Source organism: Hungatella sp. SL.1.14 (genome assembly GCF_024460495.1).
GTDB classification, from domain to species: Bacteria; Bacillota; Clostridia; order Lachnospirales; family Lachnospiraceae; genus Hungatella; species Hungatella hathewayi.
This window is the reverse complement of the sequence record NZ_JANFYJ010000029.1, coordinates 1-22,498: the sequence shown is the minus strand read 5'-3', so window position 1 is coordinate 22,498 and position 22,498 is coordinate 1. Positions and strand designations below refer to the sequence as shown.

17 protein-coding genes are annotated in these 22,498 nt (G+C 49.7%); 12 read left to right on the top strand and 5 right to left on the bottom strand.

Annotated features, from left to right (window positions below; translation table 11 throughout):
- Positions 1-77 precede the first annotated feature (77 nt).
- From NE473_RS24875 to dusB, 3 genes are all read left to right on the top strand, one after another.
- Positions 78-1,085, top strand: a complete 1,008-nt coding sequence (locus NE473_RS24875) for a LacI family DNA-binding transcriptional regulator (RefSeq protein ID WP_022032876.1) — start codon at positions 78-80, stop codon at positions 1,083-1,085.
- A gap of 75 nt (positions 1,086-1,160) precedes the next feature.
- On the top strand, positions 1,161-1,517 hold the full coding sequence (locus NE473_RS24870) for a DUF6145 family protein (protein WP_039892676.1): 357 nt from the start codon (positions 1,161-1,163) through the stop codon (positions 1,515-1,517).
- Positions 1,514-2,500, top strand: coding sequence for a tRNA dihydrouridine synthase DusB (gene dusB / locus NE473_RS24865; protein WP_022032878.1), 987 nt, complete (start codon positions 1,514-1,516; stop codon positions 2,498-2,500). The genes NE473_RS24870 and dusB overlap by 4 nt, the downstream gene beginning before the upstream one ends.
- A gap of 78 nt (positions 2,501-2,578) precedes the next feature.
- On the opposite strand, the gene NE473_RS24860 is transcribed toward dusB, so the two are convergent.
- Positions 2,579-7,537 carry an InlB B-repeat-containing protein gene (locus tag NE473_RS24860; RefSeq protein WP_196411682.1) on the bottom strand — a complete coding sequence of 1,653 codons (4,959 nt, stop codon included), beginning with the start codon at positions 7,535-7,537 and terminating at the stop codon, positions 2,579-2,581.
- 219 nt (positions 7,538-7,756) lie between these two features.
- On the opposite strand from NE473_RS24860, the gene NE473_RS24855 reads away from it, so the two are divergent.
- Both NE473_RS24855 and NE473_RS24850 read left to right on the top strand, forming a co-directional pair.
- Complete coding sequence (locus tag NE473_RS24855; protein WP_055651484.1) at positions 7,757-8,350, top strand: Crp/Fnr family transcriptional regulator; 594 nt, start codon at positions 7,757-7,759, stop codon at positions 8,348-8,350.
- Positions 8,351-8,434: 84 nt separating this feature from the next.
- Positions 8,435-9,382, top strand: a complete 948-nt coding sequence (locus NE473_RS24850) for an alpha/beta hydrolase (RefSeq protein WP_055651483.1) — start codon at positions 8,435-8,437, stop codon at positions 9,380-9,382.
- Between the two features lie 29 nt (positions 9,383-9,411).
- On the opposite strand, the gene NE473_RS24845 is transcribed toward NE473_RS24850, so the two are convergent.
- Genes NE473_RS24845 through NE473_RS24835 form a run of 3 tightly spaced genes read right to left on the bottom strand, consistent with a single transcriptional unit; the run spans position 9,412 to position 13,988 of the window.
- The gene (locus NE473_RS24845) at positions 9,412-10,662 is read right to left on the bottom strand and encodes a rhamnogalacturonan acetylesterase (protein ID WP_055651482.1); all 1,251 of its coding nucleotides are present in this window, start codon (positions 10,660-10,662) and stop codon (positions 9,412-9,414) included.
- A gap of 1 nt (position 10,663) precedes the next feature.
- Positions 10,664-12,202, bottom strand: coding sequence for a response regulator transcription factor (locus NE473_RS24840; RefSeq protein ID WP_055651481.1), 1,539 nt, complete (start codon positions 12,200-12,202; stop codon positions 10,664-10,666).
- A 4-nt stretch (positions 12,203-12,206) separates the two neighbouring features.
- The gene (locus tag NE473_RS24835; RefSeq protein ID WP_081034984.1) at positions 12,207-13,988 is read right to left on the bottom strand and encodes a sensor histidine kinase; all 1,782 of its coding nucleotides are present in this window, start codon (positions 13,986-13,988) and stop codon (positions 12,207-12,209) included.
- Between the two features lie 253 nt (positions 13,989-14,241).
- On the opposite strand from NE473_RS24835, the gene NE473_RS24830 reads away from it, so the two are divergent.
- The 7 genes from NE473_RS24830 (at position 14,242) to lysS (ending at position 22,271) form a co-directional block, all read left to right on the top strand.
- The gene (locus NE473_RS24830) at positions 14,242-15,618 is read left to right on the top strand and encodes an ABC transporter substrate-binding protein (RefSeq protein WP_022030276.1); all 1,377 of its coding nucleotides are present in this window, start codon (positions 14,242-14,244) and stop codon (positions 15,616-15,618) included.
- Positions 15,619-15,734: 116 nt separating this feature from the next.
- A complete protein-coding gene (locus tag NE473_RS24825; RefSeq protein WP_022030277.1) occupies positions 15,735-16,628 on the top strand; it encodes a carbohydrate ABC transporter permease in 894 nt (297 codons plus the stop codon).
- 2 nt (positions 16,629-16,630) lie between these two features.
- Positions 16,631-17,476, top strand: a complete 846-nt coding sequence (locus tag NE473_RS24820; protein ID WP_022030278.1) for a carbohydrate ABC transporter permease — start codon at positions 16,631-16,633, stop codon at positions 17,474-17,476.
- Between the two features lie 56 nt (positions 17,477-17,532).
- The gene (locus tag NE473_RS24815; RefSeq protein ID WP_055651480.1) at positions 17,533-18,582 is read left to right on the top strand and encodes a glycoside hydrolase family 88/105 protein; all 1,050 of its coding nucleotides are present in this window, start codon (positions 17,533-17,535) and stop codon (positions 18,580-18,582) included.
- A 269-nt stretch (positions 18,583-18,851) separates the two neighbouring features.
- The gene (locus tag NE473_RS24810) at positions 18,852-19,721 is read left to right on the top strand and encodes a hypothetical protein (RefSeq protein ID WP_006776777.1); all 870 of its coding nucleotides are present in this window, start codon (positions 18,852-18,854) and stop codon (positions 19,719-19,721) included.
- Between the two features lie 85 nt (positions 19,722-19,806).
- Positions 19,807-20,289: a transcription elongation factor GreA gene (gene greA, locus NE473_RS24805; protein ID WP_002600589.1), complete on the top strand. Its 483-nt coding sequence runs from the start codon at positions 19,807-19,809 to the stop codon at positions 20,287-20,289.
- A gap of 35 nt (positions 20,290-20,324) precedes the next feature.
- Positions 20,325-22,271 carry a lysine--tRNA ligase gene (gene lysS / locus NE473_RS24800; RefSeq protein WP_055651478.1) on the top strand — a complete coding sequence of 649 codons (1,947 nt, stop codon included), beginning with the start codon at positions 20,325-20,327 and terminating at the stop codon, positions 22,269-22,271.
- Between the two features lie 38 nt (positions 22,272-22,309).
- Here the strand turns inward: lysS and NE473_RS24795 are convergent.
- On the bottom strand, positions 22,310-22,498 hold a 189-nt coding region (locus NE473_RS24795), incomplete at its 5' end, for a hypothetical protein (protein ID WP_256265404.1).

Below are 22,498 nucleotides of genomic sequence, written 5' to 3'. Positions count from 1 at the left end.
TCAGATATAATGTAAGTAAAAGTGTAAGCGCTTACGCTATTTGCGAAACAGGAATCGCAGGTGAGAGAGGGATCAGAATGAATATATACGATATAGCAGAACTTGCAGGGGTGTCCATTGCCACCGTATCGCGGGTGGTGAACGACAGTCCTCGTGTCAGTGAGAAGACAAAACAGAGGGTCCGCGCCATCATGGAGGAGAACGGTTACACACCGAACGTGTTCGCACGCGGCCTGGGGCTGGACTCCATGAAGACCATCGGGATTATTTGCCCGGATGTCTCGGATTCCTATATGGCGTCGGCTGCGTTTCATCTGGAAGGCCGTCTGCATGAGTACGGATACGACTGTATTCTTTGCTGCAGCGGCTTTGAACAGGCGAATAAGGAAAAGTATGTGAGTCTTCTGTTAAATAAGCGGATCGACGCGCTGATTCTGGTGGGATCGACGTATGCGGGCGAGGGAGGAGACGACAGGAAGGCCGATTACGTGCGGAATGCGGCGAAGACGGTTCCTGTGTTTATGATCAACGGTTATATTAAGGGAGAAAATGTATATTGTGCGTTCAGCGATGATTACGGTGCCACCTATGATGTGACTTCACAGATGATTGAGGCTGGGAGAAAACGGATTTTGTTTCTGTGTGATTCCCATTCCTACAGTGCGAACCAGAAGCTGGCAGGATATGAGGCGGCCTTAAAGGACCATGGCCTTCCGGTGCTGGGGGATTTAAAACTGTATGTGAAGAACCGGATCCACTCGGTGAGAGACATTCTTTTAGAGAGGCGGGATTTGAAGTTTGACAGTGTGCTGGCCACAGACGACGGTCTGGCCGTAGGGGCGATCAAATATGCCAATGCCAAGCTGTTAAAGATTCCCGGGGAACTCTGCATTACGGGCTTTAATAATTCCGCGCTTTCCATCTGCTGCGATCCCGAACTCTCTTCCATTGATAATAAGGTGGAGGAACTCTGCGCCATCACCACGGATCAGATGATGGCGGTCCTGCGGGGAGAAGAGAAACAGGCGGCGCAGAAGAGCCAGGTGCCGTGCAGGCTGGTGAAACGGTGTACGACGGATTTTTAGGCGCTATTGTCAATTATTCTGTCCTGTGATATACTACCGTTACGATAAATTATGTATAGAAGGAACGGTAGTTTGATGATAGAAGAAAAACAGGACCGCATTGTACTGTGCGGAGCCAATTCCTATGAACAGAAATATTATTTTAATGAACAGTTTTCCAACCTGCCTGAGAACATACGGCAGGAGCTTCAAATTATGTGTGTATTGTATACAGAAGATGTGGGCGGAATCCTGACTCTGGAATTTGAAGAGGACGGCACTCTGGAATTTAAGGTGACGGCGGAGGAGTCGGATTATCTGTTTGATGAGATAGGAAGTGTGCTGAAGATCAAGCAGTATCAGATGGAAAAGAGAGAGCTTCTGGAAGCCCTGGAGATGTATTACCGGGTTTTTTATCTAGGAGAAGAGATTGATGAGGAAGAGGAATCGTGAAGCTTAAGATAGGGAATGTAACACTGGAGAATAATCTGATTCTGGCGCCGATGGCAGGGGTAACCGACCTGCCATTTCGCGTTCTCTGCAAGGAGCAGGGATGCGGCATGGTGGTGACGGAGATGGTGAGTGCGAAGGCGATTCTTTATAAAAACAGGAATACGAAGGCGCTCCTTGAGGTGGAAGAGAGAGAACGTCCGGTTTCGGTTCAGCTGTTCGGCTCCGATCCGGAAATTATGGCGGATATTGCGAAGCTCATCGAGCCGGGGCCCTTTGATATCATCGATGTCAACATGGGCTGTCCGGTGCCGAAGATTGTGAATAACGGCGAAGGTTCAGCGATGATGAAGAATCCCAGGCTGGCGGAGGCGGTTCTTGGCGCCATGGTGAAGGCGGTGAAAAAGCCTGTGACTGTAAAGTTCCGCAAGGGCTTTACTGACAGCGACGTAAACGCGGTGGAATTTGCCAAAATGGCTGAGAGCTGCGGCGTGGCCGCGGTTGCAGTTCACGGCAGGACGAGAGAGCAGTATTACTCCGGAACTGCGGACTGGGATATTATCCGCAGAGTAAAAGAAGCCGTGAAGATACCGGTCATCGGCAACGGGGACGTCTTTGCACCCGAGGATGCGAAGGCGCTGTTGGACGAGACGGGATGTGACGGAATTATGATTGCCAGAGGAGCAAAGGGCAATCCGTGGATCTTCTCGAGAACGATTCATTATCTGGAGACGGGAGAGCTGCTTCCTCCGCCTTCCATGGAAGAGCTTCAGAACATGGTTCTGCGCCACGCAGAGATGTCGGTGGAATACAAAGGAGAGTATTTGGGAATCCGGGAGATGCGCAAGCACATGGCATGGTATACGGCGGGACTGCCGCACTCGGCAAAGCTGAGGAATGACATTAACGCGGTGGAGACACTGGCGGATTTAAAAACGCTTGTGATGGAACGGTTTTCAGATATTATCTGTGAATCGGGAAGATAGAGTCATACATTTCATGCAAATTTATGGGGCGCCGCAGATGCGGCGCCCCATAGTCATGATATTCAAACGATCGGTTCATCAAATCTTACACATAAATCTGACGATGCAGTTTACGCCCGGAATCTGATACTGGATGATTCCATTGGCGCCTACGATGATGGTGACTGCTGTTACATTACCGTTGGCATCTGTGATCAGTGCCGCCACTTCCTGGCCCGGCGCAAAGCTGGTCTGCTCCATCTGTACCTGAGGAACTGCGCCGTTTATTCCGGAAGTCACCGCATAGGTGACGGCTGCGCCGACCTGTTTATACTGCTGCAGATCAATGCTGACCTTATCATTGTACGCGGCTGCAAGGGTCTGTGTTCCGCTCTGGATGGCCTTCTCAGTCGAAGTAACAGCCTCTGCAAAGCCTTCCAGCTCTTCTGCGCCGGATTTCTGGGTCACCTGTGTGCCGTCAGCATAGACTACTACATTCTGAGTTACAGGCACGCCCTGTATGGTGACGGTCTGCTGCTGAACCGTTGCCCCCAGTGCCGGAGATGCCAGCAGTGCTCTTGCAGAGCCATCTGCGCTGACTGCGACCGTAGCCACATCAGCCACCTGACCTTCTGCCACGGTAACAGAAGCAGTTTCCGTGGTGGAAACAATGGTATTGCCGCTTACGCTGCCTTCTGCAGTCTGCGTAGCCGATGCGGCTACCGTAGTCCCCCCGGTCTGCAGGGTTACCTTTTTGTCTTCCCCAACCGTGACTGTGACTGGCGGTGTGACGACAGTTGGATTATTGTTATTGTTCGTAGTGGTACTGGTGGCAGACTCTTCATTATTGTCGCTGCTGTTGTCTTCGTAGATCCTTCTCCATTTTGCATACAGAGTCAGATTCCCATGGCTCTTGGATGTGATCTCTGTGATCCTGTCAGTGAAGCTGCTGTCCGTATACCAGCCGTCAAACGAGTAGCCCGGTCTGGAAGGCATCTCGAGGATCACTGTGTCCATGGCCCCGGTGTAGTGCAATGGGTTATTCCCGCTGTTGATCCCGCCGTCCAGCATATAGGAAACCTTATAGGTGATCAGCGTGCCGTGGCCATTGGCATCAAAATGATAATACACGCCATGAACCGGAGCGTCTGCATTCATTACCAGATATCCGCTTTCGTTCACCCACATGTCGTTGATCCAGGTGTTCTTTACGGCCTCCTCTGTCAGGTAGTCCCCGTCAGCCGCGCTTAAGCGGCATTTCAGTTTCCCATCCGTTTCTTTCAGGAAGCAGTACTCCTGTCGGTTTTCTTTGTCTCCGATGCCTGCAATCTTTCCTTCTTTACCGGAATATTTCGTCACAAGTTCACCGTTTACATCCGCTTCGAAGAACGTATTTTCTATCGCGGTCCAATAGCCTTCTCCGTCAAAACTGCCGTAAAATCCGGCGACTGCCTTTTTCGTATTCACGAGCATATAGCCCTTGTTGTTCACATAGCGGAATTTTCCGTTGATCTCGATCCACTGACGGAATACCTGTGCGCCGTCACTTCCGAAATAAAGGGTATGGCCTTCGAAGGTCACAAAACGGTTGGCTGCTTTCTCACCGGACTCGTTGACGTAACACAAGCCCTCCCCATCCGGGCTCTGGATAACAGAATTGGTAATAAGGGTGCCGTGGCCGTTCTCATCAAAGCTGTAATATCTGCCATCGATCTGCTGTGCGCTTACATTCATACTTAAATTGCCGTCTTCATTGACCCACAGATCGCCGATCCATACATTTGCTACCGGATCATCCGTAACGGAACCTCCGTCTGCGGAAAGCAGACGGCAGTGTATGGTATTATCCTGGCCGGTTTCAAAACAATAATGGCGGGTATTGGGTTTTTCACCGATTCCTGCGATGGCTCCCTCTTTGCCTGCATATTTCGTAACAGGTTCCCAATTATCCAGTTTGTCTTCGAAAAATGTATTGGAGATTGCGGTCCAATAGCCTTCTCCGTCATAGCGGCCATAGAATCCGCCTGCCGCCTTAACCGCGTTCACGATCATATAGCCTTTCCCGTCCACATAGCGGAATTTCCCGTCTGATTCGATCCACTGGCGGAATACCTGTGCTCCGTCTGCTCCAAAATAAATGGTTCGGCCGTCAACCGTTACGAAGCGGTTGGCTGCTTTTTCCCCAGACTCATTGACATAACACAGGATCTTTCCATTCTGATCATGTATCATGGCGTTTTTGATCAGAGTGACTTTCCCGTCATCAGCAATGTTATAGTATTTGGTTTCTATCGGATAGTCCTGTTTACCGGTTATGACAGAACCTGTATCATCGACATAATATAAAAGGTTACCGGCAGTGTCGTGGATAAAGGAATTGGTGATCATGCGGCAGAGGCCTTCCGCATCAAAGCTGTAGTAGTTCCCTTCGATCAAATACTCGTCTTTCCCAGTTACCTTATCTCCGGCCTCATCGACATAATACAGATTCTCACCGGCTGCATTATGGATAAAGGCACTGGTGATCAGGGTGACTTTGCCATCTTTGTCAAGGTTATAGTATCTGCCGTCAACAAGCTGTTCCCTCACTCCGGTCACTTTCATCCCGTCTGCGCCGACGTAGCACAGGATATTCTGATCCGCGTCATGGATAAAGGCGTTGACGATCAGTTCCAGGAGGCCGTCTGTGCTGACGTTATAGTATTCATCTCCAATCTGGTATTCTCTTAAGCCCGTCAGCTTATCACCGTTCTCATCCACATAATACAGGTTATTGCCATTCGTATCATGGATAAAGGCATTGATGATCAGAGTACCGTTTCCATCTTCATCAAAGTTGTAATATTTATCTCCGGCTAACTGTTCTTTCGTATCGGTCACTTTTATTCCATCTGCATTGACATAACACAGGATGTTTCCATTCTCATCATGGATGAAGGAATTGACGATCAGCTCGATACGGCCATCGGCATCGGAGTTGTAATACTTCTCTCCAAGCGGATGCTCTCTTAATCCGGTTAATTTATCTCCATTCTCATCCACATAATACAGGTTATTGCCATTCGTATCATGGATAAAAGAATTGGTGATCAGAGTGACCCTGCCGTCTTCAGAAAAACTGTAATATTTGTCTTCAATCGGATATTCTGCCTCACCGGTCACTTTCTCTCCGGCGTCATCCACATAGTACAGATTGTTCCCATCTCCATCATGGATGAAGGCGCTGGTAATCAGACTGCCATGGCCTGCTGCATCAAAATTGTAATATTTGCCGTCGATCTGCTGCTCCCTCACGTCGATGGTGAGAATGCTGTCCTCGTTTACCCACATATCGTCGATCCAGACATTCTTTACCGTCTCGCTCATGGACGTTTCATCTGCGGAGAGCAGACGGCAGCTGATCCTGTTGTCCGTACCTGTTACAAAGCAGTAGTACCTGCGGTCTGGCTTTTTGCCAATTCCGGCTACTTCTCCTTCTTTGCCCGAATACTTTGTTACAGGAGTCCCATCGTCCAGTTTATCCTCAAAAAATTCATCTTCGATCGCAGTCCAGTAACCTTCTCCGTCAAAATGGCCGTAAAATCCGGCGACTAGCTTTGTGGCATTCACAATCATGCGGCCTTTGCCGTCCACATAGCGGAAGCTTCCGTTTTCTTCTATCCACTGACGTACTGCCAGATCACCATTCTCGTCGAAATAATACGTATGTTCGCTGTCTGACTCAAACTGCTCCCTTACTTTCTCTCCGTCCTCGTCGAGATAACATAAGATTGTCCCATCTTCCGTCCGTATGAAGGTATTGGCAGACCGGGAAGAATGGCCTTCTCCGTCAAAGTTGTAGTAGTTATCTCCGATCAGCTGGTTTTCCTTGTCAACAGTCAAATAGCCGTCTGCATCGATCCACAGATCCACAACCCAGGTGTCGGTTACGGCTTCTGCGCCGGATATGCCTTCAGCTGGTATCAGGCTGCAGAGTATTCCGTCCTCCGTTGTCTGGAAACAGTAGTACTTCTGGATGTCATCCTTCTTCTTTCCTGATACCCCTCCATCTTCACCCGAATACTTTATCACACTGGTACCGTCATCCAGTTGGGATTCAAAAAATGTATTGGGCACGGGAGTCCAATACCCCATATCATCAAAGTTGCCGTAAAACTTACCTGCTTCCTTTCCCTCTTTGTTCCTGATCACTTTTCCTTTGTTATTGACAAAACGGAAGTGTCCGTCTTCTGTCTCCAGCCATTTACTCTTGACCATCACACCATTACCGTCTACATAGATAATGAAAGATTCGCCGTCCTTTTCCACCTCTATGTATTGTTTTTTCAGCATGGTTTCTTCTTGAGTAGTCTCATCCACCACATAATAGCGATCGTCCCTGCAGATGCAGCTGTCGAGTTCTACATACCAGGAATCAGGATCCACTGCCATTACGGCTGCCAGTCTGTTTGCTTCTTCCAGGCCCTTGGGAGTTTCAGGCTCATTGTAGGTAGTGCTCTCATCTGTGCCCTCAGATTCCTCTGCGGCTCCTGTCTCTCCGTTCTCCTCTGACTCGTCAGTGGCTTCCGATCCGTCTGCTGCCTGACTCTCATCAGCTTCTTCGCCATTATTGGTTTCCTCGGATTCGTCAGAAACAATCCCATCGTCGGCCTCCTTGGATTCGTCAGAAACAATCCCATCGTCGGCCTCCTTGGATTCGTCAGAGGTAATCTCATCATCGGTCTCCTTGGATTCGTCAGAATTAATCCCGTCATCGTTTTCCTTTGATTCCTCGGAAGCAATCCCATCGTCGCCCTTCCCGGATTCGTCATCGGCTCTGCTTTCATCCGCATCTTCAGCAGACATAGTTCCTTCAGTGTCACTTTTCTCTGTATCAGATGCAGCATTCTCCTTCCAGGAAGAATTTTCTTCCTCTTTTGCAGTATCGGCCTCCTTTGCATATGCAGCTGCCGCATGGTTAACAGGATTTCCGGCCACTGTGCTGCAAGTCATCATGAAAGCTGATGCTACTGCAATCACCCGCTTTGCATTTCCCCTTATCAGTTTAGTTTTTTTCATTGAATTACCTCCTGCACTTAAATTTGTGTGATACATTATTATAACAAATTGGCGAGGGCATTTGGCTGCATCCTAAAATGTTTGGGAAATAGCAGTTCCCATATTGACAGGATATCTGTTATAATTCTATTAAGTTTAATACCCCAAAAATTCCATGCTGGTCCCCACTGTCCGGACTGGCTGTTTTCCTGTTTATTAGAAAAGACTGGAGCTGTGACAATGACAGAAGCCGAAAAGAGATACACAATAGAAAAGGTTTTTAAGACAAGCGGGTGCTCTCCCAAACCCGAGACGATTGATCAGATGGTAAAGCTTGCCCGGGAAGTGCATTTTCCGGCCGGTGCAGCCATACAGGAGATTGGCGTGGAGCAGAAGTACCTCTATCTGATTACAGAAGGGATTGCAAGAAGCTATTATATCGACAGCGAGGGCAACGATATAACAAAAATGTTTATTCGGGAAGAGGAATTTGCGGTAGGGGAAAGCCTTTTTTTGCCGGAGAGTCTGGAGGTTTTTGAGGCATTGGACAACTTAAAAAGCCTTCGCTTTGAAGCGAAAAAAATGAAGGAAATCATTTACTCTGACAAGGCGGCCCTGGTGAGTTACGCAGGAATGCTGGAACAGACCGTTATATACAAGATGCGCCGCGAATACAGCCTGCAGAATATGCAGGCGATGGAACGGTATCTTCAGTTTCGGGAAGATTACAGAGATCTTTTAGAGCGGGTTCCCCAAAATGTGATCGCGTCTTATCTTGGAATAAAAAAGGAATCCTTAAGCAGACTGCGCCGTAATCTCAGGGATAACGGCTGAGTCTGTTTTAACATTTGTTAATGCCAAAATCCTCCGTTTAGAATAGAATTTCTGTCAGATAAGATGGAAACGGAGGAAATTGGAATGACCTATAACAATCAAAAAGCCTGGAAAGAGATTGAGAAATTTTTACCGCCGGAATATCATTTTCGTGGGGAGTATCAGCCGGCTGAGGAACTGTGGAACTGGAAAGGAAATAAGGTCCATCTGGATACGTTTCGTAATCCGGATGCGGAGGCGAAAATGATCTGTTTTCATGGAGTCGGAACAAACGGGAGGCAGATTTCTCTGATCATCGGGGGTCCGCTGGCAAAAGAGGGGTTTGAGACGATATCCGTGGATATGCCAACTTACGGGGTGACAGAGGTCAACCCCAAAATGCGGATCACCTATGCAGACTGGGTGCAGTGCGGAAGCGATCTGGTCGAGGAAGAACTGAAAAAGGATGACCGCCCTGTCTTTCTGTACGGGTTATCAGCAGGAGGCATGGAAACTTACCATATAGCAGCGAAAAACGGCAGGGTAAGAGGCATTATTGGAATGACATTCCTTGACCAGCGCCAAAAGCCGGTTCAGATCACTACAGCCAGTAACCCCTTTTGGGGGCATGCGGGAGCAATGCTTGCAAAGCTGGCCTGTGCGGCCGGTTTCTCCGGATTCAGAATCAAAATGAGTATCCCGTCAAAGATGAAGGCCCTTGTCAATGACAGAAAATGCCTGGATATTATGATGGCGGACAGAACTTCGGCAGGGAACCGGGTAACAATGGAATTTCTGAACAGTTATATAACGTATAAACCGGAGGTGGAGCCGAAAGAGTTTTCGGTTTGTCCGATTCTTCTGACTCAGCCGGAAAAGGACGGTTGGACGCCGCAGTTCTTAAGTGACGATTTTCTTAATCAGATTGAGAAGGTACCGGTGACAAAAACAGTGCTTCAGAATGGATCCCATTATCCGATCGAGAAAGAAGCACTGTCCGATTTACAAACATCTGTTTTGAGTTTTCTGAGGAACCAGTTGGCAATGGAATAAGGCAAAGCCAGCAAAAGCCGGAGGAAGAGTCAGAGCGTATCCGTGTAAGGCTTTTCTGCCTCCTCCAATGCTTTCAGCAGTGCGGCTGTGGATTTTTCCATGGCGTCAAACTGTTCCCTCTGTTCCTGACCGCCGGCCCTGTTGTTCCGGTTTTCAAGCTCCTCCCAGAGACTGGAGGGCGGTGTAAAGTCCGTCCGTCCCGGGGTGACGTGGAAAGTCTCAGGAAACAGCCGGTTAAGCTCTGCTGCGATAAAGGAAGCAAAGAGATATGCCCCATACTCGTTGGTGTGGGTATAATCCCCGGGATGGAAGTATCCGCAGGAGCGTTCCATCCCGGTTTTTTTATAAAATTGTACCGAAAATTCATGTAAGTCAATGACCGGGGTATTCGTGGCGGCCGCCACGTCCTTTACCGCCTGAACGTGTTCGGCCAGAAGCTCGTGGTAGGTGCCGTCCGCATTCCAGATGTTGCGTCCCAGAGAGGTTGCCAGCACCGGAATTCCGCCCAGGGCCCGGACTTCTTCCACGTATCTTCGCAGATTGACGGGGTATTCCCTGTGGGCCAGCAGATGGGGAAGCTTCTGGTCATTATGGCCGAACTGGAACAGGCAGAAGTCACCCGGACGGAGAAATCGCTTTACGATGTCCATATGGCCTTCCTGGCGGAAGGTTTCGGTCGTCAGCCCGCAGTGCGCCTGGTTTTCCACGGCTGTTCTGCCTTCTAGGAACGCCGGAAGCGCCTGGCCCCAGGAGGCATAGCAGGCTCCCGGAAGATAAGGGATTTCCGCGGCCTGGTCTGTGACTGTGGAATCTCCGCAGAGATAGACTGTCGTCACAGGGCCGGCCGTTTCTGCATGGCAGCCGTCGATCTTAACAGCACCGGGCGTGGGGGTGCAGAGCGTGACGAAGAGGTGTTCTGCAGGATAATACTCTTCGTGATAGCGCGGAATAATCCCGGCTATGGACTGGTAAAAGGTACGCTCGTACCGTTCCCCCTTCTTTAAGGAGATGATATCCCGCATAAGTTTTCTTCCGGTGAAGAGAAAAATCTGCTCTGCCTCTTCCACGGCGGTCAGCGAAATATGTATGGCGTACAGTCCGCAGGGCACCCGGTCCGAATAATAGCTGACGGGAGTCATACTGCCCGCGACGCCGTCGGCCAGAGAGGAGAGCTCTCTGTCAAAGCCGTCAGACAGTTCCGGTATGGCGAGCCGTTCCGAATCCTCCGGAAGACGGCCTGTGTCCGTGCTGTGGGTAAATGGCTGAAACTGAATCTGCATCTTAAAATTCCTCCTTCTGTCCGGACATCCCGGACGGTCCCCGCAGACCGGTGATGTAGGCGCTGGGCGCCATCCCGGTCTTTTTCTTGAAAAGCTGGGAAAAATACTGTGGATTGTTGCCGAAGCCGACCCGCTCGGCGATGTCCGAAATCCGGTCCATTCCATCGGTTTCGATATATTCCTTTGCCTTTTGAATCCGCTCATTGGTCAGGTAATCAGAAAAGCGTATTCCAGTCTCCTTCTGGAATTTTCTGGATACATAATCCACATTCATGTACAAATGCTGTTCGGCAATGTACTTTAGCGTCAGGTTGGGATTCTCCAGATTTTCCTTGATATACGTAAAAATCTGCCGCGTCATGCTGCTGACGGTCTCCGTTCTGGAGCCGCTTTCCACCACTTCTGTAAGCTTTTGAAAGACGGATTCCTTCAGCGCGGAAAGATCCGTCTCCCCCTCGGCCTGCATCAGCCACTCCGTGAGGCCGGAGCCGGAGATATTCGGATTGCCGAGGGTGATTTTTAAAAACATACTGCCGGACAGCTGTTTGAGGAACCGGATGTCCATGATATCGGAGATCAGCTCCATAAGCCCGCTCATGGCGGCAGCATCCCCTTCGGAAATGGCGCGGCAGTAGTTTTCCGTCTCCTGGGTGATTGCGGTATAGTTGCAGGTACATAAGGTGTGATCATTATTTACGAAGTAAAAGGTGCTGAATCTGCGGATTTTTTCGAGCACAATGGCGAACAGGCCTTTTAAATCGGAGTACGTCTCCATATGAAGCTCCAGGCTGGTGTGCTGGCCTTCCAGGCTGACGCCGTCAAGCTTTGCCTCCAGCTGGTCGAAGTCAAAGGAAATATCCTGACAGAAGATCAGGAAGGTGTTTCTCACGTAGATCCCGTAGATGCTGACCTGCGGAAGGGAATTCCGGGCAAACGCATTTAAGAGTCCCAGAAATTCCTCCAGATTTTCCTGTTCCAGATAGTAAATGTAAAACAGGCGGTAGGGGGTAAAGTAAAAGTCCATGTAAGGTTCATAGGTCGGAATGATCTCCTCCAGCGGCTTTTCCAGATAGAGGGCGTCGTTGATGATACTGGAGACCACATTGTGGCGGATGCTGTCCGCCTGACTGAACTGGGAGTCCAGGATCCTGCGCGCCTGGCGTTTGGCGTAGCAGTCACTGACACTTTCTTTTACGGCGTCAATGATCTGCTGTTCATTGCAGGGCTTTAAAAGATAGTGGCGGACTCCGTATTTCATGGCCTGCTTGGCGTATTCAAATTCCCCGTAGCCGGAGAGAAGGATGAACTGCGTGTCAAGATCCGTCTCGCAGATCCGGCCGATCAGCTCCAGTCCGTTCATGCCGGGCATACGGATATCCGTGATAACCAGATCCGGCGATTCATCTAAGATCATGTCGTACGCTTCGATTCCGTTGGAGCAGAGACCGGCCAGTTCAATCCCGTACTGGCTCCAGTCTATGATTGTGGATATGGTTTCCCGGATGATGCGCTCATCGTCTGCAATGATCAGTTTCAGCATAGTATCAGTTCTCCTTGACTTGAAATGGAATATGGATATCGGCGGTGGCACAGTCGTCTTCATTGTTAAGTTCCAGACCGTATGCGTCGCCAAACAGCAGGCGGATGCGCTGGTCAATGTTCATGAGACCGATGCCGAAGCCGTTCGGCTGTTTTTCCCGGCTTTTTAATTTTTCGAGAAGATGATCCTCGAAAACAGAACCGTTGTTTTTTACCCGGATTAACACCTGATCGCCCTCGTGGCGCACCAGAAGCTCTATGTGACAGGTTTCCGTCATCTCCTCCATGCCGTAGCGGATGGCGTTTTCTATGAGCGGCTGTATGGTGAGCGGAGGCATCAGGATATGATGCAGATCGTCATCCACCAGGGAGAGGAAGTCCAAGCGGTCCTCGAACCGTATTTTCTGTATGGTAATGTAGGCGCGCACCAGTTCCAGCTCATAGTCCAGCTCCACCAGGGACTCGTGATTGCTGAGTGTGGAGCGGAGCAGTGTCCCCAGCGATTCCGCCATCATGGATATTTCCGCATTTTTGGACGCCTTTGCCCTCCAGTTAATGGATTCCAGCGTGTTATAGAGGAAATGAGGGTTGATCTGGGACTCCAGCGCCTTGATCTGGGCCTCCTTGCGCAGCAGTTCATTTTTGTAATTGGTGTCCACCAGAGTTCGTATCCTGGTTGCCATCCGGTCAAAACGCTGATGGAGACGTCCGATCTCATCATTGCGGGTACTGTAATCGTAGGCGGACTGCTCCAGCGTGAGTTCATTCTTACTGAAGACGTCCATCTTGACGATCAGAGCGTTGAAATGGCGCAGGATAGAGTAAATCAGCCACTGGGTCAAAACGAGGGCAGTCAGAATGCCGAGTACCATGATGCCGAGAATGATCTTCGCCGAACGTCCTATGGAGTGGATGATGGAGTCAAACGGAATCAGGCTGATATAGCGCCAGTCGTAATACGGAATCTTACTGCTGACTGCGAAATAGGTGTGATTGTCCGACTGCAGCGTCTGGTAGGTATCATCCTCCAGCAGGAGCGTCCGGTTTACCAGGTCTTTGGAGAGCCCGGAGGAGGCGTAGATGGTATCCGGGCCGTCTGCCAGGATGTAGTATCCGGTATCGAAGGTCTGAAAGGAACGGTTGATGGTGTTAATCAGTCTGTCGGTATCCACATAGATCAGGAGCCTTCCGATGGTGGAAAAATCGAGGCCTTCGATTTTCCTGATATTTCTCCCCAGAAAAAGGCCGGAAGTGCTGCCGCCTCCTGTGGTCCAGCTGACCGCACCGTCTCCCAGCTCCGCGTTTTGCAGGGCATGATCGATAAATTCCCGGTCAGTCTTTTCGTAGGCGGCCCAGTTGGTTGCGTTGGAAAAGTTGTCGTTAAACAGGACGATATAGGAGACTCCGTTCTGACGGAAGGTCTCATAATAGGATGAAAGGGCGGTGTTAATGCTTCTGTTGGCATTGGAGCGGACCACGGCATCCTCCGATTCATGGATCGCAGAGAGGGAAGTCTGAATCGACGATGTCGACAGGATAATGGACGACAGGCGCTCCACATCCTTTAAATTTGTAGAAATGGTATTTGCCGAAAAACTCAGATTACCTGCGATGGACCGGTACAGCAGTTCGTTGTAGGTCTTTGAAAGTATGGTAAAGCCGATGAAGGAAAACAGCAGGAGGGAGACCACGTTTAACAGCACAATAAAGAAAATCTTCCATCTCAGGGAGAGGTTTTTGAATAAGGTAAGGAACTTTATTTGAATGGTTTCTGCACGCTTTTTCATGGAAATTGCCCTGCTTCTTTCTATAATTAAGGATTCTGTTGAACCGGAAAAACATGGTTACAAATGGTACATGGCCAGTATATAATAATTGGGCTGCAAACTCAAGATTTCAGAGAGGAAAGTCGGTTTTTTCTAAAAGGAAGTCGGTTTTATTTATACCGGTATCGGAAGAAACCGGTTTATAATAAGCTTACAAACGAAACGGAAGAACAACACCGTTTAAAGAAAAGAATTGAGACAGGAGGATATGAAAATGAAAAAGAAACTGGCAGTAGTCCTGGCCGCTTCCATGGCGGCGGTATCCCTGGCGGCCTGCGGCGGCGGTGCGGCGGAAAGCGGAAGCACAACGGGAGCTGATTCCCAGACAACCGCAGGTGCGGCGGCTGAAAATACGACGGCGGCGGCTTCCGGCGATGCGTCCTTAACGGTGGCCTGGTGGGGCAACCAGACGAGAAATGAAAGAACACAGGCTGCGCTTGACAAATATTCAGAGCTGAATCCGGGCGTGACATTCGACGGTCAGTTCTCCGAGTGGTCGGATTACTGGAACAAGCTGGCGACCGCGGCAGCAGGCCATTCGCTTCCCGATGTCATTCAGATGGATTACGCTTACTTAGACCAGTACGTTACCAATAACCTTCTGGTTGATCTGACTCCTTATATCGAAGATGGAACCCTGAACGTGGACAACTGCAGCCAGGACATCATAAATTCCGGTTCGGTTGACGGAAAGGTCTACTCCATCGCAATCGGAATCAATGCGCCGGCCATGGTCTATAACAAGACGATCACCGACCAGGCGGGAGTGGAAATTAAAGACAATATGACACTGGATGAATTTGTAGCGGTCAGCAAGGAAATCTATGAAAAGACCGGCTGCAAGACCAACATGGCATACGGTGTATCCCAGGAAATCTTACAGGCCATGATCCGCGGCTATGACGGCCATGTGCTCTTTGACGAAGGAAAACTGGGCGTAGACAGCGCTGACGAATTCGTTCCATTTTATAAGGTATATGAAGATGGCGTAAAGGAAGGCTGGTACATTGAACCGAGCGTATTCGCAGAACTGACACCGGGTTCCATCGAGCAGGATCCCCTGATCTACGGCTCCAGCCCGGAAACCATGTCATGGGTGGCGTTCTGCTGGTCAAACCAGTATGCGGCGTTTACCAATGCGGCTCCGGAAGATATGGAATTAGACTTAACCACATGGCCCTCCAAAGATCCGAAAAAGTCCAATTTCTTAAAACCGTCCCAGCTCTTCTCCGTATCCGTGGATTCCAAGGACCCGGTTACCGGTGCTAAGATTATTGATTACTGGACTAATTCCATGGACTGCAACGAGATTCTTCTGGCAGAGAGAGGCGTGCCGATCTCTTCCAAGGTTGCCGAGGAACTGGCTCCGTCTCTGACAGAGAGCGATCAGAAGGTAATCAGCTTCATCAATGATGTGGTGACACCGAATTCTTCCCAGATCAACCCTCCGTATCCCAACGGAAGTGCAGAGGTATCCGACTTAATCAACAAGCTGGGTGAAAAGGTATGCTACGGCGAACTGACTGCGGAGGAAGCGGCAGAGCAGCTTTATACCGAGGGAAACAAGATCATGGCAGAAAAAGCCAAATAAACGGCTGTTAATTGAAAACATTTTGAGGGTGTCCCCATTTCGATAAAATCTGACATATGGGGCGCCCTTTTTTCAGGAATCAGGAATTTCTGATCAAGGGAAAAAGGAGCAGATCTATGAAAATGCTGAAAAAAGCTATGAATAATGAGCGCACGGCGGGAATGATCTTTACCATGCCGTTTACCATCGGATTCCTGCTGTTTATGATAGTGCCGATGGGAATTTCACTGTACTATTCCTTCTGCAGCTATGATATTTTGTCTCCGCCCGTCTTCACGGGCCTGCAGAATTTCAAGACTATGTTTGCGGATGAGACATTCTATAAATCCATTAAGGTCACCTTCTTCTTTGCGTTTGTGTCTGTACCGCTGCGTCTTTTATTTGCGCTGATTGTGGCGATGCTGCTGCTGAAGAGCACGAAGCTGACCGGTTTTTACCGCGCGGCCTATTACCTTCCATCCATCATCGGCGGTTCCGTTGCGGTCGCTATTCTGTGGAAGCGTATGTTTGCCACGGACGGTGTGATCAACAAGCTGCTTCAGGCGGTTGGAATTAACTGTACCATGTCCTGGCTGGGCAATACGAAGACGGCGATCTGGGTGTTAATTATCCTGGCGGTATGGCAGTTCGGTTCCTCCATGCTGATTTTCTTATCCTCGTTAAAACAGATTCCGCAGTCTCTGTACGAGGCGGCCAATGTGGATGGGGCTAACGGCATTTCCAAATTCTTCCGAATTACGCTGCCGCTTCTGACACCGACAATTTTCTTCAACCTGGTCATGCAGATGATCAACGGTTTCCTGGCCTTTACGCAGAGCTATATCATTACCCAGGGAAAACCAATGAATTCCACCCTTTTTTACACGGTGTATATGTACCAGCAGTCCTTTGAGTTCTATAACACCGGATACGGCGCGGCGCTGGCGTGGGTAATGCTGGCCATAATCGGACTGATCACGCTGTTTCTGTTTGCGACAAAGAGATTCTGGGTGTACGAAGGAGGGCTTTAATTATGAAGGCAAAGAAAAGAATTCGCGATATCGTATACCATGTCATCGTGTTCGGCATTGGCATTCTCATGATTTATCCGCTGATCTGGATGTTCATGAGTTCTTTTAAGGAGACGAAAACCATCTTCCAGACGGCCGGGAGCCTGATCCCCAATCCGTTTACACTGGATAATTACATAAACGGACTGAAGGGCTTTGCAAAGGTGCCGTTTCTGGTATTCTTTAAAAATTCCCTGTTTATCTCCGTAATCGCCACGATTGGAACTGTAATTTCATCTGCGGTGGTGGCGTATGGATTCGCACGATTTGAATTCCGGGGAAAGAAAATACTGTTTGCGGCGATGCTGCTCTCCATGATGCTTCCGGCACAGGTTTTAATGATCCCGCAGTACCTCTGGTACCAGAAGCTTGGCTGGGTGGGAAGCTACTTACCGCTGATTGTGCCGTACTTCTTTGCAATCCAGGGATTTTTCGTCTACCTGATGACCAACTTTATCGACGGTATTCCGAAGGAGCTGGACGAGGCGGCCAAGATCGACGGCTGTTCCTATCCACAGATATTTGCAAGGGTAATCCTTCCGTTAATTACGCCGGCTCTGGTAACCGGCGGAATCTTCTCCTTTATGTGGAGATGGGATGACTTCCTCTCTGCACTGCTTTACATCAATAAGTCCATTAAGTATCCGGTCAGCCTTGCGTTAAAGCTGTTCTGTGATCCGGGCTCTTCCTCGGATTACGGTGCAATGTTTGCCATGGCTTCCCTGTCCATTCTTCCGTCAGTGATTATCTTCATCTTCTTCCAGAAATATCTGGTCGAGGGAATCAGTACCAGCGGATTAAAGGGATAAGGATGAAACGGAAGAGGAAAGAAGAAAAAAGCTGTTGAAGATGGAGGAACAGGCAGATGGGAAAACTGGAATTTGACAGAGATATCATCGAAGAGACCATGGACCGGATCGTGGAGCGCACCATGCGGATGGATATGACATGGGACTGGCCCTGCGGTGTCGCCTATTACGGCATCGCAGAGGTGTATGAGGCGACAGGGAAACAGCAGTATCTGGACCGTATGAAGGAGAGGGTGGATGAACTGATCGATCTTGGACTTCCCGGATTTACGGTTAATACCTGCGCCATGGGGCATGTGCTGCTGACGCTTTATCAGCACACCGGTTCGGAGATTTACAGAGATATCATCGAGGCCAAGGTGGATTACCTGGAACATGAGGCGCTTCGGTTCGGAGACGGCGTCCTGCAGCATACCGTGTCGGCGGACAATGATTTCCCGGAACAGTGCTGGGCGGACACGCTTTTTATGGCCGCGCTGTTTCTGCTGCGGGCAGGCGTGCTGCTTGACAGACCTGAGCTGACAGCGGATGCGCTGAAACAGTGGTACTGGCACATTCAGTATTTGCAGGACGAGAAAAACGGACTGTGGTATCATGGCTATAACCATATTACAAAGGACCATATGAGCGGCTTCTATTGGGGAAGGGCCAACTGCTGGGCGGCGTATACCATGTCCCGGGTATCCCATATTCTCCCGGAATGCTATTTATATCCGGAGTATTTGGAGATTGCGGGAAGCTTAAATGAGCAGTTATCTGCGCTGAAGCTGTACCAGACGGAGTCCGGTTTATGGCGCACGCTTCTGGATGACGGCGAATCCTATGAGGAAGTGTCCGCCTCTGCCGGGATTGCCGCGGCGATGCTGGCGAAAAAGAACCCGCTGTATTTAAAATATGTAAACAAAACAGTACAGGGTCTCCTGGCCAATGTGACGGAGGACGGCCGCGTGACGAATGTCTCCGGCGGCACCGCGGTGATGAAGGACAGGGAAGGCTACCGCAGTATTTCCCGCAAATGGATTCAGGGCTGGGGACAGGGCATGGCGCTTGCATTTTTCGCCGGGCTTCTTCAGTACGATTCCATGAAAGGGGACGGGGCGCTTTAAGGAAAGAAAAGCAGAATTTTTCTGATTAAAAAAGGAGAAAACAGGGCTTCAGAATGATGGCAGGACATTGTTATTATTCCTGTTTTGTGGTATACTACCAACTGGTATCATACGGTATGAGCGGGAGCAGATGCTTCCGACAGCGAATGGCAGGGAGAAAACCTGCCATTTCGTATTCTCTGTACCCCGGTTTGCGGGGCGGTTTTGCTGCGGAAACTGGCTGTATGGGAAAAATAAACCGGAAACAAACGGGAGGAGGAGTGTTCTGAATGGGAGAGCGGATTATTGAAACATGGATCCAGGCAAAGCATCCGAACCAGGAACTGTGTGAGGATGGCCTTTACACAGGCCGTCATTATTTTGCGGTTATCGATGGGGTGACCAGCAAAGGAAGCCTTGTGTGGCCGGGGGAAAAGACAGGAGGGCGGTTCGCCAAAGATGTACTTCTGGGTGCACTGGAAACGCTTCCGGCGGACTGCAGTGCGCAAGAAGCTGTTTCCTGTTTAAATCATGCGCTTCGGTCGGCCTCATTTCAGGCATTGGAACATCCGGAGCTTCTGGAACGGATGAGAGAGGAGCGTCCTCAGGCCGTTCTTGTTGTATACAGCCGTATGCGCCGGGAGGTCTGGTGCTTTGGGGATTGTCAGTGTATGATCGGCGGCAGGCTTTATCGGAAAACGACGGTGATGGATGAACTGACTGCGGGCGTCAGGTCGGCTTATAACCAGCTGGAACTGGCTGCCGGAAAGACGCTTGAGGAGCTGGCGGAGCATGATACGGGGCGTGAGTACATTATGCCGCTTCTGGTGGGAGAGTGCCGTTTTGCCAATGGTGACGGGGAATATTCCTACGATGTGCTGGATGGGTTTCCGATCCATGAAGAACACACCCGGGTATATCCGGTTCGGCCCGGAGAAGAAGTGGTGCTGGCGAGCGACGGATATCCGGAACTTTTCGGGAGCCTTGCGGAGAGTGAAGCCGTCATCCGGGAGGTGAAGGAGACGGATCCCATGTGCATGTTCCGGTTTAAAGGACCGAAAGGAATAGCCCCGGGATTTCACAGCTTCGATGACAGGACGTATCTGCGGTTTGTCCTGGAAGCGGAGGATGAAACGCTTGCCATTTGCAAGGGAAAATAGGCGGAATTCTTGACAATCCGGGACGTTTAAGATATAATACTTTGAATGCGAAAGAGCGAGAAATAAACCAGGAGGAAGTAAAACCATGGCAGATAAGAAAAATATATTAACATATGAAGGCCTTAAGAGATATGAGGATGAGCTTCAGAACTTAAAAGTAGTCAAACGAAAAGAAGTTGCCCAGAAGATTAAGGAAGCCAGGGAGCAGGGCGACTTATCGGAGAATGCAGAGTATGACGCTGCGAAAGATGAGCAGAGAGACATCGAGCTTCGAATCGAAGAGCTTGAGAAGCTGCTGAAGAACGCGGAAGTTGTCGTGGAAGACGAGATTGATTTGGATAAGATTAACATTGGCTGTAAGGTAAAGGTTTACGACGTGGATGAGGACGAGGAGATGGAGTTCAAGATCGTGGGTTCCACAGAGGCGAACAGCCTTCAGAACAAGATTTCCAACGAGTCGCCGGTAGGCCAGGCACTGATGGGCAAAAAAGCCGGTGATGTCGTAGATGTAGAAACCCAGGCCGGTGTGATCCAGTACAAGGTGCTGGAGATCCAGAGAGTATCATAAATCGAAAAGTCAAGTTCACAAAGGAGTGTATATAAGTGGCAGAACAGCAGAACCAGAACCAGGTTAAGGAAGAGGATTTAAACCAGCTGCTGAAGGTGCGCCGCGATAAGCTGGCGGAGCTTCAGGAAGCGGGAAAGGATCCGTTTAAGATTACAAAGTATGATGTAACGGTACACAGCAGTGATATTAAGGAGCATTATGAGGAATGGGAAGGAAAGGAAGTTTCCGTAGCAGGACGTATGATGTCCAAGCGTGTGATGGGAAAGGCCTCCTTCTGCAACGTCCAGGATTTAAAAGGGAACATCCAGACCTACGTAGCCAGAGACAGCATCGGCGAGGAGTCCTATAAAGATTTCAAGAAGCTGGATATCGGCGATATTGTCGGCATTAAGGGAACCGCATTTACCACGAAGACCGGTGAGATTTCGATCCATGCCACAAGCGTGGTTCTGCTTACCAAGAGCCTGCAGATTCTTCCCGAGAAGTTCCACGGCCTGACCAACACAGACCTCCGCTACAGACAGCGTTACGTGGATCTGGTTATGAATCCGGAAGTACGTGACACCTTCGTGAAGCGCTCCCAGATTATCAAGGCGATCCGTGATCATTTAGACGATCAGGGCTTCATGGAGGTGGAGACCCCGATGCTGGTCGCCAATGCAGGCGGTGCGGCTGCAAGACCGTTTGAGACTCATTACAATGCGCTGGACGAGGATGTGAAACTCAGAATTTCTCTGGAGCTGTATCTGAAGAGACTGATTGTAGGCGGCCTGGAGAGAGTCTATGAGATCGGCCGCGTATTCCGCAACGAGGGTGTGGATACCCGTCACAATCCGGAATTTACTTTAATGGAATTATATCAGGCCTACACGGATTACCACGGTATGATGGACCTGGTCGAGGATCTGTTCCGTTCCGTTGCCTTAAAGGTACTGGGAACCGCAGTCGTGACATACGACGGCGTGGAAATCGATTTATCGAAGCCGTTTGAGCGTATTACCATGGTCGATGCGCTGAAGAAATATAAGGGAATTGATTTTACGGAGATTCATACAGACGAAGAGGCAAAGGCGCTGGCAGACCAGTACCACATCCAGTATGAAGCGCGTCATAAGAAGGGCGACATCTTAAGCATGCTGTTTGAAGAGTTTGTGGAAGAACATCTGGTACAGCCGACCTTTATCATGGACCACCCGGTGGAGATTTCCCCGCTGACCAAGAGAAAGCCGGATGATCCTGACTATACGGAGCGTTTCGAGCTGTTTATCACGAAGCGTGAGATGGCCAACGCTTACTCCGAGTTAAACGATCCGATTGACCAGAGAGTCCGCTTTGAGGCGCAGGAAGTGTTAAAGGCCGCAGGCGATGAGGAAGCCAACTCCATGGATGAGGACTTCTTAAATGCTCTGATGATCGGTATGCCTCCGACAGGCGGAATCGGAATCGGAATCGACCGTTTTGTAATGCTGCTGACGGATTCCTATGCAATCCGTGATGTGCTGCTGTTCCCGACGATGAAGAGCCTGGGCGGTTCTGAGAGTGGGAAAAAGGCGGAAAAGGCAGCTGCGGCTGAAGTGAAAACAGAGGAAAAGCCTGTTGAAAAGATTGATTTTTCCAATGTGAAGATTGAACCGTTGTTTGAAGAAATGATTGATTTTGATACCTTTGCCAAGTCCGATTACAGGGCTGTAAAGATCGAAGCCTGTGAGGTGGTGCCGAAGTCCAAGAAGCTCTTAAAGTTTACCTTGAACGATGGAACAGACCGGAAACGCACGATTTTAAGCGGGATTCATGAGTATTACGAACCGGAAGAGCTGATTGGCAGGACGGCGATTGCCATTGTTAATCTGCCGCCGAGAAAGATGATGGGCATTGATTCCGAAGGTATGCTGATTTCAGCGGTACATGAGGAAGATGGTCATGAGGGACTGAATCTTCTGATGGTGGATGACAGGATTCCTGCAGGAGCGAAGCTGTACTAAGAACGGTATGTATTGCTGAATGGAAAAGATAATAGAAACTAAAAGATAATAGAAACAGGTAACTGATGAAAAGAAGAGATGATTTCATCAGTTACCTGTTTTTTGGTGCGCCCGGCGGCGCACGTTTCTAACCGGTGCAAGTCCGGAATCCGCCCGGTGGTGGGAAGGATATAGCCGAAGGCAAGGGTGTCCATCGTGAGGTGGAATCTGAAGGAAGCTGGATATGG